21 protein-coding genes and 1 tRNA gene are annotated in these 21,316 nt (G+C 68.2%); 9 read left to right on the top strand and 13 right to left on the bottom strand.

Translation table 11 applies throughout. The features are described 5' to 3' along the window. Nucleotides 1-5: 5 nt before the first annotated feature. Together HLAC_RS13460 and HLAC_RS13455 are read right to left on the bottom strand one after the other, a co-directional pair. Nucleotides 6-656 (bottom strand): DUF8052 family protein, encoded by a 651-nt coding sequence (locus HLAC_RS13460; protein ID WP_015911391.1) that lies wholly within the window; start codon nucleotides 654-656, stop codon nucleotides 6-8. Further along, nucleotides 649-1,029, bottom strand: coding sequence for a cupin domain-containing protein (locus HLAC_RS13455; RefSeq protein WP_015911390.1), 381 nt, complete (start codon nucleotides 1,027-1,029; stop codon nucleotides 649-651). Before HLAC_RS13455 ends, HLAC_RS13460 begins: the two co-directional genes overlap by 8 nt. A 135-nt stretch (nucleotides 1,030-1,164) precedes the next feature. On the opposite strand from HLAC_RS13455, the gene HLAC_RS19990 reads away from it, so the two are divergent. From HLAC_RS19990 to HLAC_RS13435, 4 genes are all read left to right on the top strand, one after another. Beyond that, entirely contained in the window at nucleotides 1,165-1,458 is a 294-nt protein-coding gene (locus HLAC_RS19990; protein ID WP_015911389.1) for a DUF8007 family protein, read from the top strand. A gap of 57 nt (nucleotides 1,459-1,515) precedes the next feature. Continuing rightward, the gene (locus tag HLAC_RS13445) at nucleotides 1,516-2,202 is read left to right on the top strand and encodes a DUF5828 family protein (protein WP_015911388.1); all 687 of its coding nucleotides are present in this window, start codon (nucleotides 1,516-1,518) and stop codon (nucleotides 2,200-2,202) included. A gap of 59 nt (nucleotides 2,203-2,261) precedes the next feature. Then, the gene (locus HLAC_RS13440) at nucleotides 2,262-2,504 is read left to right on the top strand and encodes a DUF8001 family protein (RefSeq protein ID WP_015911387.1); all 243 of its coding nucleotides are present in this window, start codon (nucleotides 2,262-2,264) and stop codon (nucleotides 2,502-2,504) included. 75 nt (nucleotides 2,505-2,579) lie between these two features. Further along, the gene (locus HLAC_RS13435) at nucleotides 2,580-2,957 is read left to right on the top strand and encodes a helix-turn-helix domain-containing protein (protein ID WP_015911386.1); all 378 of its coding nucleotides are present in this window, start codon (nucleotides 2,580-2,582) and stop codon (nucleotides 2,955-2,957) included. 197 nt (nucleotides 2,958-3,154) lie between these two features. Here the strand turns inward: HLAC_RS13435 and HLAC_RS13430 are convergent, their stop codons facing one another. Then, nucleotides 3,155-3,763: an IMP cyclohydrolase gene (locus HLAC_RS13430; protein ID WP_015911385.1), complete on the bottom strand. Its 609-nt coding sequence runs from the start codon at nucleotides 3,761-3,763 to the stop codon at nucleotides 3,155-3,157. 187 nt (nucleotides 3,764-3,950) lie between these two features. On the opposite strand from HLAC_RS13430, the gene HLAC_RS13425 reads away from it, so the two are divergent. Beyond that, a tRNA-Gln gene (locus tag HLAC_RS13425) sits at nucleotides 3,951-4,023 on the top strand. A gap of 177 nt (nucleotides 4,024-4,200) precedes the next feature. Here HLAC_RS13425 and cgi121 read toward each other — a convergent pair. From cgi121 to HLAC_RS13395, 6 genes are all read right to left on the bottom strand, one after another. After that, the gene (gene cgi121, locus HLAC_RS13420) at nucleotides 4,201-4,800 is read right to left on the bottom strand and encodes a KEOPS complex subunit Cgi121 (protein WP_015911384.1); all 600 of its coding nucleotides are present in this window, start codon (nucleotides 4,798-4,800) and stop codon (nucleotides 4,201-4,203) included. After that, entirely contained in the window at nucleotides 4,797-7,271 is a 2,475-nt protein-coding gene (locus tag HLAC_RS13415; RefSeq protein WP_015911383.1) for an ATP-dependent DNA helicase, read from the bottom strand. Before HLAC_RS13415 ends, cgi121 begins: the two co-directional genes overlap by 4 nt. Before the next feature lie 82 nt (nucleotides 7,272-7,353). Next, nucleotides 7,354-7,950, bottom strand: coding sequence for an imidazoleglycerol-phosphate dehydratase HisB (gene hisB / locus HLAC_RS13410; RefSeq protein ID WP_015911382.1), 597 nt, complete (start codon nucleotides 7,948-7,950; stop codon nucleotides 7,354-7,356). Between the two features lie 229 nt (nucleotides 7,951-8,179). Next, nucleotides 8,180-9,286 (bottom strand): oxidoreductase, encoded by a 1,107-nt coding sequence (locus HLAC_RS13405; protein WP_049933610.1) that lies wholly within the window; start codon nucleotides 9,284-9,286, stop codon nucleotides 8,180-8,182. Between the two features lie 140 nt (nucleotides 9,287-9,426). After that, entirely contained in the window at nucleotides 9,427-10,167 is a 741-nt protein-coding gene (gene hisA / locus HLAC_RS13400; RefSeq protein WP_015911380.1) for a 1-(5-phosphoribosyl)-5-[(5-phosphoribosylamino)methylideneamino]imidazole-4-carboxamide isomerase, read from the bottom strand. A gap of 77 nt (nucleotides 10,168-10,244) precedes the next feature. After that, the gene (locus HLAC_RS13395; protein ID WP_015911379.1) at nucleotides 10,245-11,093 is read right to left on the bottom strand and encodes a DUF6517 family protein; all 849 of its coding nucleotides are present in this window, start codon (nucleotides 11,091-11,093) and stop codon (nucleotides 10,245-10,247) included. A 172-nt stretch (nucleotides 11,094-11,265) separates the two neighbouring features. On the opposite strand from HLAC_RS13395, the gene HLAC_RS13390 reads away from it, so the two are divergent. Genes HLAC_RS13390 through HLAC_RS13380 form a run of 3 tightly spaced genes read left to right on the top strand, consistent with a single transcriptional unit; the run spans nucleotide 11,266 to nucleotide 15,503 of the window. Next, nucleotides 11,266-12,561 (top strand): thiamine ABC transporter substrate-binding protein, encoded by a 1,296-nt coding sequence (locus tag HLAC_RS13390; RefSeq protein WP_015911378.1) that lies wholly within the window; start codon nucleotides 11,266-11,268, stop codon nucleotides 12,559-12,561. Nucleotides 12,562-12,568: 7 nt separating this feature from the next. Further along, the gene (locus tag HLAC_RS13385; protein WP_015911377.1) at nucleotides 12,569-14,389 is read left to right on the top strand and encodes an ABC transporter permease; all 1,821 of its coding nucleotides are present in this window, start codon (nucleotides 12,569-12,571) and stop codon (nucleotides 14,387-14,389) included. Continuing rightward, nucleotides 14,379-15,503: an ABC transporter ATP-binding protein gene (locus HLAC_RS13380; RefSeq protein WP_015911376.1), complete on the top strand. Its 1,125-nt coding sequence runs from the start codon at nucleotides 14,379-14,381 to the stop codon at nucleotides 15,501-15,503. Before HLAC_RS13385 ends, HLAC_RS13380 begins: the two co-directional genes overlap by 11 nt. Nucleotides 15,504-15,898: 395 nt before the next feature. Here the strand turns inward: HLAC_RS13380 and HLAC_RS13375 are convergent, their stop codons facing one another. Together HLAC_RS13375 and HLAC_RS13370 are read right to left on the bottom strand one after the other, a co-directional pair. Next, a complete protein-coding gene (locus HLAC_RS13375) occupies nucleotides 15,899-16,156 on the bottom strand; it encodes a DUF7561 family protein (RefSeq protein ID WP_015911375.1) in 258 nt (85 codons plus the stop codon). A 462-nt stretch (nucleotides 16,157-16,618) separates the two neighbouring features. Next, a complete protein-coding gene (locus tag HLAC_RS13370; protein ID WP_015911374.1) occupies nucleotides 16,619-18,979 on the bottom strand; it encodes an amino acid permease in 2,361 nt (786 codons plus the stop codon). Nucleotides 18,980-19,241: 262 nt separating this feature from the next. Between HLAC_RS13370 and HLAC_RS13365 the strand changes: the two genes are divergently transcribed. Beyond that, nucleotides 19,242-20,354 carry a pyridoxal-phosphate-dependent aminotransferase family protein gene (locus HLAC_RS13365; protein ID WP_015911373.1) on the top strand — a complete coding sequence of 371 codons (1,113 nt, stop codon included), beginning with the start codon at nucleotides 19,242-19,244 and terminating at the stop codon, nucleotides 20,352-20,354. A gap of 73 nt (nucleotides 20,355-20,427) precedes the next feature. Here HLAC_RS13365 and HLAC_RS13360 read toward each other — a convergent pair whose 3' ends face one another. Together HLAC_RS13360 and HLAC_RS13355 are read right to left on the bottom strand one after the other, a co-directional pair. Further along, the gene (locus HLAC_RS13360; protein WP_015911372.1) at nucleotides 20,428-20,919 is read right to left on the bottom strand and encodes a cation:proton antiporter regulatory subunit; all 492 of its coding nucleotides are present in this window, start codon (nucleotides 20,917-20,919) and stop codon (nucleotides 20,428-20,430) included. Between the two features lie 80 nt (nucleotides 20,920-20,999). Then, nucleotides 21,000-21,314 carry a hypothetical protein gene (locus tag HLAC_RS13355; protein ID WP_015911371.1) on the bottom strand — a complete coding sequence of 105 codons (315 nt, stop codon included), beginning with the start codon at nucleotides 21,312-21,314 and terminating at the stop codon, nucleotides 21,000-21,002. Nucleotides 21,315-21,316 lie beyond the last annotated feature (2 nt).

The raw sequence follows: 21,316 nt of genomic DNA, 5'->3' as shown, positions 1-21,316 counted from the left end.
AACGCTCAGCGCCAGAAGCGCTTTGCGAACCGCGAGAAGAACCCCTCGTCCGGCGCGTCGACCCGTTCCCACAGGCGGAAGGCGGCGGCGGTGTCGGCACTCTCGCTGGCGACGATCTCCTCGCGGTCGGGCGCGACCACGACGAGGTGAACCTCGTAGTGGCCGTAGTAGCCGAACTTCAGGAGCGTCCGGTCGCGGAACCCGTCGACGAACGCGGCGACGTCGTCCGGGACTCGGTCGGCAACGAGCGCGACGGTGATGTCGGTGCCGTAGTGTTCTTCGTGGCCGTCGATCCGCTTGTCGGCGATATCGTGACCGAACTTGACCAGCCGCTCCAGTTCGGTAACGCTCGGCGTCGATACCCGACGAGCGAAGACGTACTCCATCATGTCGTGGTCTGCGTAGCTCAACGCCGGATGGAGAAACTGCTTCTGGTTACGCACCCGCATCTCGGCGGTGAGATCGAAGTGTTCGCCGTCGACGACGACGTCCGCGCCGAGGTCGTAACTGTACATCAGCCGGTCGGAGACGCGGTCGAGGTACTCGTCGTCGTAGTCGGGGACCGCCTCGCGGATCTCCGGCGGCAACTCCTCGGGGTCACGGCGGTCAGCGTCGCTGGCCGAGCTTTCGTCTTCCGACTCGGCAGCTTTACTCATCGGCCGGATCGTACGCGACTGCGTCGCCGTCAGCCGGCGGTGCTCCGATCGCGAGCACGGTTACCGGGCTGTCGGCGTCCGCAGGATTGTACGCTCGCTGCGGACTCTCGGGGTCGACGACGAACAGGTCGTCTGCGGGCACCTCGTAGGTCTCGTTCGGCGTCTCGACCACGAGGGTCCCGTCGAGGACGTAGAACGCCTCCTGTTGGGTTTCGTGGTAGTGGTACGCCAGCGGCAGCTGTTCGCCCGGCTCCGCGCGGAACCGGTTGATCGCCGCTTCGTCGAGCCCGCCAGGCCCGGCGAGTTTCCGGCACTCGCAGGGGCGATCGGGCTCTGAATCGACCGACTCGGTGTCGACGACGCGATATCCCATGTGAAGCCGTTCCACGGTGCGAGTAAAAAGGCCGTCGGGGCGCGCTCGGGGCGGACCGAGACCGGCCGCGGGACGATCGCGTGCCCGAGGTGCGGGTTTAAGACGCTGGGACGACTACGCACGAGAGAGAGACCCATGACTGATCAGGAGGCCCGAGCCCGAGAGGCCCGAACCCAAGAGGCCAGAGTTCAGGAGGCTCACAGCCAAGAGGTCCCCGCGGAGGCGTGCGGACGATGCTCGATGACGACGGTCGTCGGCGCGGTGAGCGGGGACCGGTCGGCGGCGGAGCGCACCGAGCGGGATCCGTTCGCCGGCGAGCGCATCGAGGTCGAGGAGTCGTCTATCCGGCGTATCTCGCCCGGAGGAATCCTGAGCGACCTCAAAGAGCGCTTCGACGCGATCGGTCGACGGCTCACGTACGGGCGGTAGCGGTTCACGTCAGGTCGGAGAGACTTATACGCGTTCGCGCCATAACGGGGGCAAGCGATGGAAGAGAGCATCTCCGGCTTCAAGGTGCGCGGGGACTGGGGCGATATCGTCGAACACGGCGAGCGAATCGCGTTGGCGCTCCGAGAGACGGGCACCGACGACGATGCGTTCTACGAGTTCGACGACTGGCGCCCGAAGTCCCACGAGCGCATTGACGAGGACGTGTCAGAGAAAACCGCCGAACAGGCGTCCGTCGGCGAGGGCGAGGGAGAACAAGCCGGCAAGACGCCGGGTGGCGACCTCCAGACTGCCGGCGAGAAGCTCACCGAATCCTACGAGAAGGTCGAGGAGAACGACACCGAGAGCGCTATGGAGAGCTGGGGCGAGTCGATCGGCCACGTCGCTCGCGCAGCCGACTCGGCGAGCCGCAAGGCGCTTCGAAAGGTCGAGGACACCGTCTACCGGAAGGTGATGACCCAGATGGCGCCCTACTACTTCGACAACGAACTCGTCAGCGCCAACGTTCAGGAGGTCGGCCGCGGCGAGAACGGCGAGACGTTCGTCTTCGAGGTGAACGTCAACGACGACGAGCTGAAAGACGAGGTGAGCGACATCCTCGCCGATTACGAGTCCGAGATCGACCGCTGGCACGTCGAGGCCGAAAAACGGACCAAGGATGTGGCCGCCGCTGAGGGGGTCGAACCACCCGCAGAAGAGGGTGGCCCGGACTCGACGATGACGTGAAAACTATCCGCCGACGCGAACACACCGAACTTAACTCGCCGAGCCGCGAACCAACGCCAATGTCCGAGGTACTCCGGGTGGCGGCCGGCGATCTGTCGGTCGACGAGCTCATCGACGCCCTCAACGAAGGGCGGCGGATCCTCGTCGATGTCGAAGTTGCCGGCGGCGACCACGAGGTCGTCCTCCGGTACGACGGGGAGACCTACCACTGTGACACGCCGACGAATCTCCACCGTCACAGCGACGAGTCGGGGATGCGCGGGTGCATCCGCCGGATGGGATACGCTGCGGGCGACGACTGAGCATCGACGACCGCGATGCCGACATTGCAGACCACGGATGGCGACTTTTAACCCGAACGCCGCCGAACGGCGCCCATGAGCGATCCCGAGATCGAGGACCTCGTCGGCGACGTGTCCCCCTCTTTCGATCACGTGCTCTCCTGCGTGTTCGGCGTCCGGGACCACGAGAGCCGCACGTACCTGACGCTGCTCGATCATCCGGGGAGCACCGTCGCCGAACTCGCGGAGACCCTCGACCGAGACCGGTCGAACGTGAATCGGTCGCTGTCGACGCTGCGGGAGAAAGGGCTCGTTGAGCGCCGTCGTCGGCTACTCGACTCGGGCGGCTACGTCTACCAATACACCGCGATTCCGGTTCCGGAGGCGAAAGAGCGACTCCACGGCGCCTTAGACGAGTGGGTGGAGGGAGTCCACGCCGCGATCGACGGGTTCGACCCGGACGACCGAGAGTGAGCGTCTGCCGGCCGTCTCCTCGTTTTATTCTTCGTCCTCTTCTTTCCCGGCGCTCAGCCCCTCCTCGTCGGAGCGGTCGAGCGCGCGCGGCGCGTCGTGGTGTTCGGAGCAGCCGTCGAAGCAGCGGATGATCCGCTCGATGCGGTCTCCGGATGGGTCCAGCGCGGCTCCCCATCGGAGCCGTCTCGGCCGGTTCGCTACTCCGCGTCGTTGTCGAACGCCAGCGTTGCGCCGTCGGCGTCGACGGTCGCGCCCGCGGCGCACACCGGGTGCTCGAAGTCGGCGCCGAGGACCTCTGTCGCGGCCGCGGCGGCGTCGGGCGTTTCGGCGTCCGCGGCTGCGAGAGCGTAGGGCTCGGGGCTGTCCGTCTCGTAGGTGGCGACGATGGTGGGCTCGTCGACGGCCTCGACGACGAGGCCGTCGCGGCGGACGACCCCGATCGTCGCGGTCTCGGCGCCGACCACGCCGGCGATCCGGGGGGTGTCGTAGTCGTCCTTCTCGAAGTCGAGCGCGAGCAGTGGCGTCGCCAGCGCGTCGCGGGCGGGGTACCCGAGTTCGAGCTTCTCCGCGATCGGGTCGACGTGCGAGCCGTTGCCGACGACCGCCAACGGCTCGTCGGTGGGCGTGCGGACCGCGCGCGCGCAGTTGTACGAGACGTACGGGTTGTCCGTCTCGGGGGCGTCCGGGGTCGGGCCGACGGTGAGCCTCCCGTCGCGATCGGTCACGCGGCGGTTCGGGAACGAACGCGAGGAGACGCGGTAGGCGCCGATACCGGGAGCGACGACGACGAATCGTCCGACGTACATACAGGTTCGTGGCTATTCAACCGGCTAAAGCGCATCGATATACGCACGTTCGGCGATCAGTTTCGCGGGACTTCTTCTCGCTTTCCTCACTGGTCCCGCTCGGCTCTCGAAGGACTGTGAACGCGTAACAGAGGGCCGGCGACGCGCAACGCTTACAAAGACCCACTGGCTATCGGTGAGTGCGCACAGTCCATTGGGGTAGTGGCCAATCCTGTTGCCTTCTGGGGGCAACGACCCTGGTTCGAATCCAGGATGGACTATTCTCGCGGTTCGCTTCGGTCGAGTTTCCGTCCGGCCCCTCGATTCGCCTGCCCTCGGATCCGCGTCTCGACCCCACTGGGGTTGCGGCTCGATCCGCTCTCCGTTCGCATTTCAACTGGAACGAAAACCCCGCCACGTACTGCGTTTTCCAAGCGAAGCAAAGGGGTTCGCAACTCCTACTTCTCGACGTCGAGGAGCGCGACGCGTTCGCGGACGATTTCGGCGACGCCGCCGATGGTCGCGGCGATCTCTCGATCGCCGATGTCGTAGAACTCTTGCACCTGCTCCGAATCGAACGCGGGTTCGAACTCCTCGGTGTCGGCGGACCCCGCTGTCGACACAAGCAGGTCTCTCACCGACGCGGCGGCCGCGTCGAGGTCCGCGTCGGGCCGGTCCGCACCCGGGACCCTACCGAAATCCGTGACGAGGACGACTGCGCGCTGTTCCCCCTCCGAGAGACCGAGCGCGAGCGCGCGGTCGATCTGGCGTCTCCCGGCCGCGTACAGCAGAATCTCGACGCCCGGATCGCGGGCGACGGCGTCGTCGCGGGCGATCGCGCGGGCGGCGAGGCGGGTCGCTTCGCGGAGGTGTGCGGCCGAGACGACGAAGTCGGCGTCGAACGCCTGCACGACCGCGCCCGTCTCCGCGGCGATTTCGTCAAGCGCCGAGAGGAACGCGTCGAGATCGTCGATGATGGCGGTCCCCGTGACCAGTTGGTAGGGTGGAGCCGGCGGATCGGGAAGTGCGCCGTCGGACTCGGCGTCGGCGTCGCTCATCGGAAATCACCCAGGCTCGCTTGGCCCTCGCCGTCCTCGTCGCTCGCGGAGCCGGCAGTCGCGGCCGCGGAGGCCGACTTGTCCGGTCGCACGTCGTCCATCGAGGGGTCCTCGCGGCCGGCGTGTTCCAGGATACGCTCGGCGGTGCGCTCGCGGCCGCGGAGCGCGCCGAGGACGACCGCCTTGTCGGCCTCGCGGAGGTCGGCGCGCGTCTCGATCCCGGCCTCGAACAGGCGCCGGGCGCGCTTCCGGCCGACGTTGCGGACGCCCGCCAGATCGAGTAACTCCTCGCGAACGCCGTACTCGATGCGTTTCCGGGCCTCGCGGACCGCGACGACCACGTCGCCGTCGACCCCCTCCACGTCTCGTGCGAGGGTCTCGGCCGCGCGTAGGAGCCACTCGGCGGTGTCGACCTTCCCGCGGATGTCACCGGGACCGACCCCGTACCGCTCGGTGATTCGGTCCTCGTCGACCTCGTTCACCCAGTCCTCTAACAGGCGGGCGGTCTTCAGCGAGGCGAGCCAGTCCTCGAAACGCACGTCCTCGTACTCGGAGGGCACGTCGCCGAGGAACTCGGTCTCGCGCTCGTAGCAGAGCTCGGTGTACGTCTCGCGGTCCCCCGACTTCAGGTAGAGCTCGTACATATCGGGAGTGCGGCTGATGAGGTGATAGAGGCCGAGCGGGGTGACTTCGGACGCCTCCGTCTCCTCTTCGTCCGTCTCCTCGTTCTCCGTTTCCCTCTCGCCCGACTCGTCGTCGCCGGCCCGCGTGTAGGTCCCGAACCCGGGTTCGTCGCCGCCGCTCGCGTCGTCTGCGTCGCCAGTTCTGACGAACTCGCCGTTGTCGGCCTCGGCACTCGCGCCTGTGTCGGCGGCGTCCCGAGCCACCGACCGGAGTCCGTCGATCATCTCGGCCGCGCTCATCGGGTCGAGGTAGAGCCGCGAGACGGTGTGACCGATGCCGGTCGCGGTCAGGCTCTCGCTCCCGCCGTCGCGGTCGCGCTCGATGAAGTCGTTGACGGCGAGGTAGTCGAGGACGGTGTCCGTAACGGCCGCGAGCCGTCCCTCGTCGTCGGTCTGGGTCGCGTAGAGGGTGTTGTCGAGGAAGGAGAGCAGCCCGTCGCGCGTGGAGGCGAACCCGGAGGCGACGGTGGCGAGGACGTGGGTCCGGAGCGCGGGCTCGGCGGCGAGCTTTGACCGGACCGGCTCCGGGTCGGCCCAGAGGTACCGCTCGAACAGTTCCTCTTTGGTGTCGGCGTCGTTCGCGAGCAGCACCGCCTCCCCGTACGGATCGAGGCCGGGGCGGCCCGCGCGCCCGCACATCTGGTGGACCTCCAGCACGTCGAGGGGTTTCATCCCGCCGAACTCCCCGTCGTACCGTCGCCAGTCGCGGACGATCACCCGACGGGCGGGGGTGTTGACGCCGGCGGCGAGCGTGGGCGTCGCGGAGATGCACTTGATCAGGCGGTCGCGGAACGCGTCCTCGACGCGGGCGCGGTCCTCGCTCCGGAGCCCCGCGTGGTGGAAGGCAGACCCCTGCTCGACCGCGTCCGCGAGGTCGGAGGCGGTGTCGGTGTCGGAGCCGGACCGGATCTCGTCGGCGAGTTCGCGGAGCTGATCGCGCTCGTCGTCGGTGAGTCGGGGTCCGGTCACGTCGGTGAGCTTCCGGGCGGAGGACTCGGCGTTGCGCCGGGAGTTGACGAAGACGAGCGAGGAGCCGCCCTGTCCGTCCTCCTCGGTGTCGAGCGCGTCGGCGACGAGCCGGGCGGTCTGGTCCTCGCCGCGCTCGACGGGTACCTCCCGCTTGCTGCCGTCGGCGAAGTCGATGGCGTTGCCGAAGTGGACGCCCATCCGGAGGTCGATGGGACGCCAGTCGGACTCGACCAACTCGGCGTCGAGCCACTCGGCGATCACGTCGGCGTTGCCGACGGTCGCCGAGAGCGCGACCGTCTGGAGCCCGGGGTTCACCTTGCGGAGCTTCGCGAGGGTCACTTCGAGAGTCGGGCCGCGGTTCGGGTCGTCGACCAGGTGGACCTCGTCGCTCACGACGCAGGTGAGGTCGTCGATCCACGGCGCGCCGTTACGGATCAGCGAGTCGACCTTCTCCGAGGTGGCGACGATGATGTCACGCGTGGCGAGCCACTCGCCGTCGGACTCGTAGTTGCCGGTGGAGACGCCGACGGTGACGCCGAACTCCTCCCAGCGCTCGAACTCGGTCTTCTTCTCGCTGGCGAGCGCGCGCAGGGGGACGATGTAGAGGGCCTTCCCGCCGCGCTCGATCGACGAGAGCATGGCGAGCTCGGCGATCAGCGTCTTCCCGGAAGCCGTCGGGACCGCGGCGACGAGGCTCTCGCCGTCGGCGACGCCGGCCTCGACGGCGGCCTCTTGGGGCGGATACAGCTCGGCGACGCCCTCCGCTTCGAGCGCCTCGCCGACGCCCGCGGGGAGCCCGGAGAGCGAACTCGGTTGCATTACCGGAGAGTGGGCCCCGACCCGATTTAAACCGTCGGAACGCGCCGATGGCGGGGTCTGTGCCAGCTTCCTCGCAGGCGGGCTACAGTTCGCCCTTCGTGCTCGGCGTATCGCTGCGTCGCCCGTCGAGCCGCGTCGCGTCGTCGAGCGCTCGCGCGAGGGCCTTGAACAGCGCCTCCACCTCGTGGTGGGCGTTGTCGCCCGTTTCGATCGCGGCGTGGAGCGTCAGACCGGCGTTGTGCGCCAGTGACAGCGCGAAGTGGTCGGCCATGACGCTGGTGAACTCTCCGACCGATTCCTGTGAGAACTCACCGGAGAACTCGTAGTACGGCCGACCCGCTACGTCGACGACGACGCTCGCGACCGCTTCGTCGAGGGGGACGCGTCGGTCGGCGTACCGCCGGATGCCGCGCTTGTCGCCGAGCGCCTCGTCGAACGCCTCGCCGAGGCAGATCGCCACGTCCTCGACCGTGTGGTGGTCGTCGATCTCGGTATCGCCGTCGCAGTTGACCGTCAGGTCGAAGAGGCCGTGTTTGGCGAACGACGAAAGCATGTGATCGAAGAAGCCGATCCCGGTGTCGACCTCGCTGTCGCCGTCGCCGTCGATCGCGAGAGTGAGGTCGATCGTCGTCTCGCTGGTCTCCCGCGAGACGGCGGCCGCGCGCTCGTGGTCGCTCATACCGGCTCGTCGCGGGCGATTCTTAAGGCGGTTGCGGGTGTGGGGGAGTTCGAGTCGGTGACGAGTGAACCGCTCTGCCGAAATGGTCGGTCACCGACGGACGGTAGCGCGGTCGACGCGTGGCGCGGTGACGGCGTGGCGCTACACACCGCGGGAAGCCGGTGGCGGAGGGCTGCGACTGCGGCCGCGGAAGCGGGACCGACGCCCGACGATCCTCGCCTCGACGGTATCAGTCGTCGCCGGGGACCTCGGCGTCGCTAAGCGAGGCGTCGGGCTCGAAGACGACGCTTGGGTCCAGATCGTCGAGCGCCTCGCCCGCTCGGACCCGATCGGGCCAGTCGTGGTTCGCGAGCGCGCCGGTTCCGAGAGTGATCAGGTCGGATCCGTCTGCCAGCGCCGCCCGCGCGCGCTCCGGGTCTCCGAGTCTTCCGTTGGCGATCACGGCGACGTCGTCGTCGACGTGCTCGACCGCGAGGTCCGCGAGCGTGCGATCGGTGTCCGGCACCTCCGCGGCGGTCGCGTCGCCGCCGGTGACGTGAACGTAGTCGGCGCCGGCGTTTGAGAGCGCGTCGAACAGCGCGGCGGCGGTCGCCTCGCCGTCGGGCCAGACCCGCTCCTCGTCGGTGACGGCCGCCTGCGAGGCGCGGACTCCGACGACGAAGTCGTCGGGCGTGGCGTCGTCGATGGCGGCGGTCACCTCGGCGGGGAAGCGCGCCCGGTTAGCCGGCGAGCCCCCGTACTCGTCGTCGCGGTCATTGACCAGCGGGTCGACGAACTCGTGGAGGAGGTAGCCGTTGGCCGCGTGGACCTCGATCCCGTCGAAACCGGCCTCGACCGCGCGCTCCGCGGCGGCGACGAATCCCTCTCTCGCTTCGTCGAGCCCCTCGTCGTCGAGTGGGTCCGCCTCGGGGAACGCTCCGGACCCGCCGTACAGCTCCGCCATCTCTCCCGGCGGGCGGTACGGCGAAGGCGCGACGGGATCGTACCCGTATCGATTGCCCTGTGCCTGTGCCCCGGCGTGCATCAACTGCGCGAAGATCGGGCTGCCCTCCTCGTGGACGGCGTCGACGACTCGCTCCCAGGCCGCCGCCTGCTCGTCGGTCGCGAGGCCGGGCTGATTGAGGTAGCCCTGGCTGTGGGTGGCGTCCGGGTGGACGCCCTCGGTGACGAGAAACGAGAACCCGCCGCGAGCGAAGGAGGCGTAGTATCGGGCCATTCGGTCGGTCGCGTGTCCCGCGTCGGTCGCGCTCGTCCGCGTCATCGGTGCGAGACCGACGCGGTTGTCGAGAACGTGGCCGCTCAGTTCGAACTCGTCGAAGAGAGGATCGTCAGTCATCGCGTTCACGTACCGCCGTCGGAAACATAAGCTGCCGGCGGATGTGTGCGTCCGGTCGCACAACATGTGTGGTACCACGGTCCACGGCTCCGACCGTCGCCTTCGGTCGCTTCCCGTCTACGGTCCCGAGTGCCCCGCAGTCACTTCCCGTCCGCGGCTGTCTGCGCCTCTCGCAGCGTGAACTCGCCTTCGTACAGCGCGGTCCCCACGACGACCGCAGCCGAGCCAGCCTCCTTCAGTGCGACCACGTCGTCGATCGCCGCCACGCCCCCGGAGGCGATCACGGGGATCTCCACTGCGTCGACGACGCTCTCCACCGCCTCGCGGTCGATCCCTTCCAGCTGCCCCTCCACGTCGACGTTCGTAAAGAGGATCGCGCCCGCGCCCAGCTCCTCGTAGCGTGCGGCCGCCTCCGCCGGGTCGAGGCCGGTCCCCTCGGTCCACCCGCTCACGACGACCTCGCCGTCTTTCGCGTCGAGGCTGACGACGACGCTGCCGGGGTGCGTCTCGTCGATCTCGGCGACGATCTCGGGCGTCTCGACCGCCGCGGTCCCGAGGATGACGCGGTCCAGCCCCAGATCGAGGAGCTCTCGCGCGCCCTCGGCGGTCCGGATGCCGCCGCCGAGCTGGAGGCCGATCTCGTCCGGGACGTTCTCGACGACCGCCTCGATCGCGTCGGCGTTGACGCGCTCGCCCTCGAACGCGCCGTCGAGGTCGACGAGGTGGAGCGTCTCGGCGCCCGCCTCGATCCAGCGTTCGGCGGCCTCCACCGGGTCGCCGTACCGCTTGCCAGTGCCGCGCTCGCCGCCGACCAGCTGGACGACCTCGCCGTCCTGCACGTCGACGGCGGGGATCACCTCGAAGGAAGGGAAGTGGCTCATACTGCGGTACAGTCGCGGCCGCCGATTAAACCGGTCGGTTCGGGCGGTATTGGAACCCTCTCAAACTGCGACCGCGCTCACTCCACCGAGATGAGCAGCGCCGAGATCTCCTCGTCGAAGGTATCGGATTCGGTCGCAAGCGCGTCGGCGGCCTCCGCGTCCGCGACTGCGCCAATCGCGGTCTCCGCGTCGATCAGGTTCGGAAGGGCCTCGTCAATCGTCTCGATGAGCGGCTCCGCCGGGTGCGCGCCGCCGGCGACCAACACGTCGGTGCCGTCGTGCCAGACGCCCAGCCGCGCTTCGATATCGACGGTCTCGCCGAGATCCGCCGTCGACCCGCCCGCAGTCGGGATCTCGCCCTCGAAGGCGAACTCGCCCGTCAGCCGCCACGTCGTCGCGGTGTGGCCGGTCTCCACCGTGCTCGTCCCCTGATCGACGATCTCGACGTTCTCGATCCCGCTCGCGTTCAGCTGCGACCGGAACGCCTCGACCGCGGCCGACTCCACCTCCGTCATCAGCCGGTCCCGGCCGATCCCGGCCGGGAGGCTGTCGATCGCCGGCCGGATGTCGATCCGAGTGGCGAAGAAGACGACCGGCGACCCGCTCGCACCGAACGCCTCTGACAGCGCCTCGGCGACCGAGACGTACTCGTAGATCCGGGTGTGTTCGAGCGCAGTCACCGTCACTGGCCCGTACGACTGCTCGAACACCGTGCTCTCCGACTCGTCGAGGAGCCGCCAGCCGTCGTCGATCCGGTCGCTGGTCACCCTCGGCTCCGGCACCGGTCCGTCTCGGGTGCCCAGACAACCTGCTAGTCCCGCGACGGCGACGGCCGCACCCCCCGCGAGCAGGCGACGCCGCGTGACGCTGGTCAGTCCGCTCGTCGTCGCTGCTCTTCCCCTTCCTTCTCTCGGTTCCTCGCTCATAGGGGTCCGAAGACCGAGACGTGGTAAATCTGTGTCGGCGGCGCTATCGAGGGTGATACCGCCGTTTCGTTCGCGCGTTGAGTCTTCGTTTTCGCTTCGCCAGTCCTCTCGCGGTCGCCCGCTGTCGGCGACGCGGATCCTTTTTGTAACCACCGGGTGTAACAACCCGGTAATGACTAACGACGACGCGACCGAGACGGACCGGCGTGACGCCCCCGACGACCGGCAGGCGGACTCTGGCGGCGGCGCCGGCAGACGCACCGATCGACGTACCGGGGTCCCCACCCGCCGGCGGTTCCTCGCGCTCGGCGGCGCGGCGGGCGCCGTCGCGCTCGCGGGGTGTAGTGCCGAGCCGACGGACGGTGAGGACGGAGACGGAGAAAACGGGACCGCCGGTGATGACAGCGCCGACGGGCCGGGGTCCAGCGACGGTGACGATGGCGACGGCGACGACGAGGAGACCCCTACCCTGACGGTCGCGACCTACAGTAGCTTCATCGACGCGCCGTCGGTGAGTCCCGGTGAGTGGCTCAAGGAGGCGTTCGAGTCGCGCGTCGACGCCGAACTGGAGTGGGCGACCCCGGACAACGAGGTGAACTACTACGTCGAGCGGGCCAGTTCGGGGGTGTCGATCGACGCCGACCTCTACGTCGGGCTCACCACCGAAGACTTGGTGCGCGTCGACGAGACGCTCGACGACGACCTGTTCGTCGAGCGCGGCGAGGTCGAGGGATTCGACGACGTGCGGGAGGGGCTGTTGTTCGACCCGTTCGACCGCGCGGTTCCCTTCGACACCGGCTACGTGAGCCTCGTGTACGACGGCACCGCGATCGAGGCGCCGGAGACGTTCGAGGGCCTGCTGGATGACGAGCACGCAGGCGCGCTCATCGCGCAGAATCCCGGCGCCTCGACGACGGGGCGGTCGTTCCTGCTCCACACGGTCCACCGGTTCGGCGACGGGCCGGACGGGTCGGTGGAGGGCGGCGACGGCGACCCCGACTACGACTACCTCGACTACTGGGCGGAGCTACAGGACAACGACGTGCGTGTGCTCGGCTCGTGGGACGACGCCTACGCCGCCTGGAGCGGGGGGGAGGCCCCGATGGTCGTCTCCTACTCGACCGATCAGGTGTTCGCGAGCATGGAGGGGGCAGACTTGGAGAAACACCAAATTCGGTTCCTGAACGATCAGGCGTACGCCAACCCGGAGGGGATGGCCGTCTTCGCCGACGCAGACGAGCCGGAGCTCGCCCGCGAGTTCATGTCGTTCATGCTGGAGCCGGACGTGCAGGGGGTTATCGCCGAGCGCAACGTCGCGTTCCCCGCGACCGACACGGCCGAGCTCCCCGACGACTACGCCGAACTGGCGCAGGAGCCGTCCGAACCGGTGACGTTCACGTACGACGAGCTCCAAGGCTCGGTCAGTGAGTGGGTCGAAGACTGGGAGCGACAGTACGCCGGGAACTGACGGCGGCGTGTCAGACGCTAGCCGCGGTGCCGACGGCAGCCGTCGCACTCTTCGCGAGCAGATCACCCGGCGCCTCCGTGGGCGCCTGCTGACCGCGCTCGCGGTCGTCACGAGCGTCGTGCTCGTCGCCGCGTTCTACTACCCGGTCGGGACGGTCCTGATCGAGGCGGTCGTCGTCGACGGCGTCCCCACGCTCGCCATATTCGTCGAGCTGCTCCGTGACCCGTTCTACTTCGGTGAGTTCGCCCGGCTGTTCGCGGGCGAGTCGCCGATCGCGGTCGCGCGCGATCTGCTCGGTCCGGACCGGCGGCTCGGGATCGTCGGGTTCACCGCGTATCAGGCCGCGCTGTCGACGATCGCCAGCGTCGCCTTGGGGCTCCCGGCCGCCTACCTCCTCGCGCGCTTCGAGTTCCCGGGGCGACGCACCCTGCGATCGCTGACGATCGTCCCGTTCGTGCTCCCGTCGATCATGGTCGCCGTCGGCTTCGTCGCCACGTTCGGCCGGAACGGGACCCTCAACGGGGTTCTCGGCGCGCTCGGGCTCCCGCCCGTCGACCTCATGTTCACGCTGGAAGCGATCGTGATCGCCCACGCGTTCTACAACGCGCCGCTCGTCGCCCGGGTGACGACCGCGGCGTGGGAGTCGGTCGACGCGAGTGCGGTCGAGACCGCTCGGAGCCTCGGCGCGGGGCCGACCCGGGCGTTTTTCGACGTGGTCGCGCCGCAGGTGTATCCCGCCGTGCTGACGGGCGCGGCGCTCACCTTCGTGTTCACGTTCGGCACCTTCCCCATCGTCCTCGCGCTCGGGGGGTTCGAGCTAGCGACGGTCGAGGTGTTCGTCTACCGGCTTGTTCGCGACCTGAACTACGCCGAGGCGGCCGCGCTGGCGATCGTCGAGCTCGTCATCTCGCTGGGGGTGCTGCTCGCGTACCTGCGGTACGAGGCGCGAAACACGGTCAGCTCTCGCGGGGTCCGACCCCTCCCGCGCAGGTCTCTCGTCCCAGCCGCCCCCACCCTCCGAGAGGTGCTTCCCCGGATCGGCCTCGCCGCCTACGCCGTCGTCGCGGGGCTCGTCTTCGTCGCGCCCATTGCCTCGATGGTGCTCGCGAGCGTCACGGGCGGTGACGGCGCGCTCACGCTCGACCACTACCGGTTCCTCATCGACCGCCAGCAGACGGGGGCGGCGTTTCAGGTGCGGCCGTGGCCCGCGATCCGCAACTCGCTGACGTTCGCGAGCGCCGCGACCCTGCTTGCGCTTCCGATGGGCGTCGTCGTCGCGGTGCTGACGACCCGGCGGTTCCGCGGGCGGAAGCTGGTCGACGCGGTCGCGATGGCGCCGCTTGCGGTGTCCGGGATCATCGTCGGACTCGGGCTCCTCCGCGGGCTCGTCTTCGGCGTGGAGATCGCGGGGTGGCGGTTCGCGGCGACCGGCGCGGTAGCCATCGTCGTCGCGCACGCGATCGCCGGCTACCCGTTCGTGGTCCGGACCGTCGCGCCCGGGCTGGAGGGGCTCGACCGCTCGCTGATCGAGTCGGCGCGGGCGCTCGGTGCCTCGCGGGCGCGGGTGCTCCGGGACGTGGAGCTCCCCCTCGTGTGGCCGGGCGTCGTCGCCGGCGCGGCGTTCGCGTTCGCCATCTCGATCGGCGAGTTCACGGCGACGGTGGTGCTTGCCACCGGCGCCGACGCCTACACGATGCCGGTCGCCATCGAACGCTTCATCGGGCGCCGGCTCGGACCGGCGACCGCAATGGGCGTCGTCCTGCTGGTCGTCACCGGGCTCAGCTTCGTCGTTATCGAGCGTCTCGGGGGTGAGACGCGTGGGCTCTGATCCGGCTCTCCAAGCCGCCGCCGACTCACCCAATGGCCCCCCCGCCGTCGAACTCGACGGCGTGACCAAGCGCTACGGCGACACCGCCGCCGTCGACGACGTGAGCCTCAGCGTGCGCGAAGGGGAGTTCTTCACGCTCGTCGGCCCCTCCGGCTGCGGGAAGACGACGACGCTCCGGCTGATCGCGGGGTTCGAGGAGCCGACCGCGGGGACGATCCGCTTTTCGGGCGAGTCAGTCGCGGGGGTGCCTCCGGAGGACCGGGACGTGGGCGTCGTCTTCCAGAACTACGCGCTGTTCCCGCACATGACCGTCGGCGAGAACGTCGGCTACGGGCTCAACTTCGCCGACCCGCCAGAGGGAATGAGTCGCTCGGAGCGCGTCGCGGAGCTGCTCGAACTGGTGGACCTGCCCGACGCCGCCGACCGCGATCCGGAGAGCCTCTCAGGCGGACAGCAGCAGCGCGTCGCGATGGCCCGCGCGCTCGCGCCGGGTCCCGATCTCCTCCTCCTCGACGAGCCGATGAGCGCGCTCGACGCGCAGCTCCGCGAACGCCTCCGGGTGCAGGTCCGGCGCATCCAGTCGGAGCTCGGGATCACCACCGTCTACGTCACCCACGATCAGGAGGAGGCGCTGGCGATCTCCGACCGCGTCGCGGTGATGCGCGACGGGACGCCGGAGCAGATCGCGCCCCCGCGGACGGTGTACCGGGAGCCGTCGAGCCGGTTCGTCGCGGAGTTCGTCGGCGACAACAACGTGTTCGTGGGGCGGGTGGTCGATGTCGAGGGGGGAGACGTGGACGACAGCGCTCCCCGAACCGCCGGCGTCGACGTGGGCGGTGAGATCCTCCGGGTCGAGGTGGATGACGTGATTGATGTCGCGCCCGGCGACCGCCTCACCTTCTGCGTCCGCCCCGAGTACCTGCGAATCGGCGACGGGGAGAGCCGAATCCGGGCGACCGTCGAGAGCGCGGAGTTCCTCGGCGAGACGACCCGGATAACCCTCGACTGGGGCGGTCGCGACCTCGTGGTCCGGACGCGCGATCCCCTTTCTGGCGAGGTCGTCGTCGGCTTCGATCCGGCAGACGCGCACATGATCGGGATTGGCGAGGAGTGAGTGCGGCGCTTTATAAGTGAACGAAGTGGTGGCGTGCCTCCGAGCGGGCCATCGGCCCGCGAGGAGCCCGCGAGGGAGTCGGTCGTCCGGAGCAACGCGGAGGACGACCGACGAGGCTGGGGAGGCGTGAGGCTGCGGTGCTGTGCGGGCGGGACTCAAAGGGGGCAGTCGCCGGCGGCTTTGCCGCCGGCTGCAAGCGAGAGCTTCGCTCTCGCCCTGCCGCGAGGACGACGCATGACGACGCAAGGACCATAGGGAGAGAGCGCTAGCGACCGACCGAGGACCGCAGCGAGTCACGCGAGTCCTCGCGGCTGGGGCTTTGGAAGTGTTCACCGTCGATCCATCGTCAACGACTTATAAACGACCGACCGCTGAAACACGCTGATCCAGCCGTTTTACTTCCAGTGCCAGAAGTGGTCGCGACCGCCTTCAACCGGCTCGGTTCGCGCCCGTAAGTCGGCGACGTCGTCGGCGGTCGGCTCGTGGTCGTCCGGCAGCGACTCCATACACTCGAAACAGAGGAAGAACTCGGAGCCGTCGGTCAGCTCCAGCGTCAGTCCCTGCGTCGACTCGAACGCGAAGTTCCACAGGTCGCCGATTCCGCCGGCGATCCTGACGGACCGCTCGCAGACGTCACAGGACTCCGTGGCCATACGTATCGGTTGCGGCTCAGCGCGCTAATGCGTGTCGCCGTGGATACGCCGGTGTTCACTTATAAGTGATTGCCGGTAGATCGACGGTGAACACCTCCAAAGCCCCAGCCGCGACGACTCGCGCGGCTTGCTGCGGTGCTTACGTCGGTGTGCTTCGTCCTCGTGGCAGGGCGAGAGCGAAGCTCTCGCTTGCAGCCGGCGGCAAAGCCGCCGGCGACTGCCCCCTTTCAGTCCCACCCCGCCCGCACCGCAACCACAGCCTCACACCTCCCCAGCCTCGTCGGTCGCCCTCCGCGTTGCTCGGGCGACCGACTCCCTCGCACCGTCGGTTCGCGGCCCTTCGGGCCGCTTACCGGGGCGCGCCACCGCACATTCCCTTATAAATAGACCACGTAGCCTCCGCTTTCACTTATAAACAATTCCCGCCAGCTAAATCCGCACGTGTAACCGCCGACTTGCGCCTCACTTCTCCGCGTCGCTGTCGTCGATCTCCGGCGTCGACGGCTCCGGCGTGACGCCGGTGTCGGCGGGCGTCTCGTCGGTCTCGACGATGTCGTTCGACCGCGTCCCGCTGCCGAACAGCCGGCCGACGATACCGCGGTCGCCGCGCTTCTCCGCGAGCAGCACGGAACACTCCACCTCGTTGAGCACGTCCAACACGAGCGACCCGCTGACCAGCCGCGAGAGCAGCCCTTTCTCCGTCGCGCCGACGATGAGCATCGTGGCGTCGCGCGCCGCGCGCTCGATGGACGCCTCGACGTCGCCGCTCTCGATCCGCAGGGTCGCGTCCGAGAGGCCGTGCTGGTCGGCCCACTCGGAGAGGAACGCCCGCCCTTCGGCCTCGTCGTCGGCGACGTGAAGCAAGGTGACCTCGCCGCCGAACTCGGCCTGTAACATTCGGGCGACTGCGCCGGACAGGTCCGAGGCCGGACCGCCGGCGGTCGGCACGAGGATCCGCGAGGCGTCGAACCCGCGGTCGCGGAACACGAGGAAGTCGGAGGGGAGCGAGTGCGCCAGCTCGTCGACGGCGGACTCGGCGCGCCCCGGCGCCCCGTGGGAGTCCTCGCCCCAGCCCATCACCGTGAGGTCGGCGCCGTAGGTGCGCGCGGCGTCGAACACCTCTTCGAACACGCGGTGTGAGAGGACGACGTGGGTCTCCACGTCAACGCCGAACGTCTCGGCGTCGTCGCGGGCCTTGTCGAGCAGGTCGTGTGCCGCCTCGTGGGCGCCGCGGTCGCGGGCCGCCTCCAGCGAGGTCTGGTCGGGCACGTTCGCGATGTTGACCGCGACGACCGTCCCGTTCCGCTGCTTGGCGATGGCCGACGCCAGCGTGATCAGGTGCTCTTCGGTCGCGGGGTTCGCTAGCGGCACCATCACGCGGTAGTCGTCACCGCTCGGTTGGACCGAGGTGGCGGCCGACACGGCGGCCTTCGGGAGGTCGTCGGACCGGTCGAGGATCCATGCGCCCAACACACCGCGCGACTCCACCTTTCCGCGAGCGTACAGCAGGTACCAGAGCACGGCGAAGGCGACGAGTCCGGCCGACAGCGCGATGATCCGCGGTTCGATGTAGACGATCAGTGCGAACGACGACAGCGTTCCAATTATCGGCACGATCGGGTAGAAGGGGACCTCGAAGTCGGGGTCGTACCCCTCGACCTCCGACTCGCGCATCACGATGAGCGCGATGTTGAGCAGCCCGTAGACGATGAGGTGGAGGACGGAGCCCATCGTCGACAGCGACTCGACGCCGCCGGCGACGAGGAACACGAGGATGAGCGCGCCGGTGAGCGCGATCGACTTGTAGGGGGTGCCGAACCGGTCGTGGATCTGGTTGAGTTTCGGGGTGACGATTTTCTCGCGACCCATCGCGAAGTTGATCCGCGACGACGAGAGGATCGACGCGTTCGCCGAGGAGGCGGTCGCGAGCAGCCCGCCGATCAGGAGCATGCCGGCGCCGACGGCGCCCAGCGAATAGCCGAACACGGAGTAGTTGCCGAACAGCAGTCGGGCGGCGTCGACGACCGCGGTCTCGTTGTTCGCGACGAGTTCAGTCGGGACCGCCGCGAGCAGCACGACGAGGAACAGCGCGTACACGACCGTGACGATGACGACCGAGCCGAGGACTGCGAGCGGAAGGTTCCGCCCGGGGTCCTTGATCTCCTCGGCGACCGAGGTGATCTGCACGAACCCGAGATACGAGACGAAGATGATCCCTGTCACCGGAAGCACCTGACTCGTCGTCCCCGGCGGCGCGATCGGCCGCAGCGACTCCATGTCGGCGTTCAGCAGGCCGACGACGGTGAAGACCGCCAGGATCCCCAGAAGCGACATCACGATGACGATCTGGATCCCTCCCGTCTCCTTCGCGCCGAAGTAGTTGACCGCGATGAAAAGCAGCGCACCGGCGAGCCCGATCACCTGCGCCGCTTCCAGCGTCACCGGTCCGAGACCAACCGGATCGAGGCCGACGAGCGCGTTGACGTACTCGCCGAAGCCGTACATATAAAAGGCAGAGGCGAACGCGAGCCCGAGCCAGTTCGCCCAGCCCGCGACGGAGCCGAACATGGGCCCGAGCGCACGGTTGACGTAGAAGTACGCCCCGCCCGATTTCGGCATGGCGGTCCCCAGTTCCGAGGCCGACAGCGCGGTGAACAGCGCGATCACGCCACCGAGGACGAACGTGAGCGCCGCGAGCGGCCCGGCGCGGGCGACCGCGGTGCCGGGGAGAACGAAGATCCCGGCACCGATCATCGTTCCGATCCCGATCGTGAGCGCCGCGAGCGGCCCGAGGTCCTTCGCGAGCTCCCCGTCGCCGCTCACGGCGGATCACCTCGGACGGTTGTAACTCTTCGGGCGTGTGTCATACCGTTGTTCTCTTCTCCGCTCGTATAAACCCGACTGATCCGGGCAACGGCGCCGTCTTCGGAAGTCGGGGGCGCTCTGCAGAAATCGGCGTCGCTCTCCGGTTTTCGCAAGCGCGACGCGAGCACGTGGTTCTGGAAGCGCTCCGACCGCGATTTTTCGAGCGTATCACAAGGAACATACCCGCACGCGTCCCCGTAGCAACCATCAGGTGGATCCCGTGACGAAGAAACGCGAATACCGAGACGACTACGACGACAAGACGCTGTACATCCCCGGGCCGACCGAGGTCCGCGAGGACGTTATCGAGGCCATGACGGAGTCGACGTTCGGCCACCGGATGGACCGGATGACCGATCTGTACACCACCATCGTCGAGGACACGAAGGAGTTCCTCGGCACCGACAACGACGTGGTCATCCTCACCGCCTCCGGCACCGAGTTCTGGGAGGCGTCGACGCTCAATCTCGTCGACGAGAACATTTTGGTGCCGACCTGCGGGAGCTTCAGCGAGCGCCACGCCAACGTCGCCGAGCGACTCGGCAAAGACGTCGATCGGCTGGAGTACGAGTGGGGCGAGGCCGTCAAGCCCGAAGATATCCGCGAGCACCTCGAATCGACCGACAAACACTACGACGTGGTCGCGACCGTGATGAACGAGTCGTCGACCGGCGTCCGCAACCCCATCGAGGAGATCGGCGACGTAATCGCCGACTACCCGGACACCTACTTCGTCGTCGACGCCGTCTCCGCGCTCGGCGGCGACTACGTCGACATCGACAACCACGACATCGACGTGATCTTCGCGTCCACCCAGAAGGCGTTCGCGATGCCGCCGGGGCTGGCGGTCTGCGTCGTCAGCGACGACGCCTACGATCGCGAGGTTGAGAAAGGAGAGTCCTCGTGGTACGGCGGGTTCCGGCGCACCATCGACTACTACGACCGCAAGGGCCAGACCCACTCGACGCCCGCCATCCCGATCATGTTGGCGTACCGCCAGCAGATGAAACACATGCTCGACGAGGGCCACGCCGCCCGCGACGAACGCCACCGCGAGATGATGGAATACGTTCACGACTGGGCCGACGAGCACTTCGCGATGTTCCCCGAGGAAGGATACGAGTCGCAGACGGTCGCCTGCATCGAGAACACGCAGGGCATCGACGTCGCCGCGACTATCGAGGACGTGAGCGAGGAGTACGATATGGCCTTCTCGAACGGCTACGGCTCACAGCTCGGCGAGGAGACGTTCCGCATCGGTCACATGGGCGAGCACACCGTCGAGAGCGTCAAGGAACTCACCGACGCGATCGAAGACGTCGCAGATCTGTAGGCGAACGAACACGCCATGACGTGCAGACGCGGTCACGATGGCAACTGAGCCATCCGACGACGACCGTTCGTTCTCAGCCGTCGTACGCGAACCTCGCGAAGTCGTTGTGCTGTCCGTCCGTCCCGAGGACGATCAGGCTATCCCCGGCCGCGAAGGTGAACGCGTCGTCGATAGTCGAGTGGACCGCGTCGTCGCGCTCGACTGCGAGCAGCGTCACCCCGTACTCGTCGGTAAACGGGACCGTCTCTCGTTGGACACCGTCGAGCGGCGATCTCGAATCGACCGCGTACCAGTCGACATATCTGCCCGACGACGACTCTTGGCCGAACTTCGTCGCGATCGGCTGGTAGTACGCGCCGACGAGAAAAAGCCCGAGCGCCCGCGCTTGCGTGTCAGAGAGGCTGAATACCCGTTCGAAATCGTCCGATTTCTGGGTGTCGCGATAGTATATCTCGCGCCGGCCGTTGGTGTGTAACAGCACCATCACCGTCTGATGGTCGTCGAGGTCGATCTCGTACCGCATCCCAACACCGGGAATGTCTCGTTCCCGAACTTCGAGTGGCATACCTCCTGCTGGCTGGGATACAGATTAACTATTCCACCGAATCAGCCCTTGTCGGTGCGTCCTGGGACCGCATAACGCCCTTACTGCGTGTCTGCTCGCTCTTCCACGCGGTCGATCCGGTATCGCCGACCGCCCGACTCCGTTTCCTCGACCGCGATGACGACGAACGACTTCTCGCCTACATCGATCATGTCGCCCGGCGAGAGGGGACCGTCGTCGCCGGACTCGCCGCGCCGACGCCGGTTCTCCCGCTCGCGGCGGTCGGTGTCGCCGACGACCTCGGGTCCGACGCTGATCGTCCCGCGTTCGGCCGCGATCACGCGGTTCCAGAACGCGTCTGAGGGCGGTTGCGGCCCCACGCGCTCGGCCAACTCGGCTCTCGTCAGTCGCTTCATCG

The sequence above is a fragment of the Halorubrum lacusprofundi ATCC 49239 genome, from assembly GCF_000022205.1.
Classification (GTDB): Archaea; Halobacteriota; Halobacteria; order Halobacteriales; family Haloferacaceae; genus Halorubrum; species Halorubrum lacusprofundi.
The sequence above is the reverse complement of the archived record's forward strand: the minus strand, read 5'-3'. Positions and strand labels throughout refer to the sequence as shown.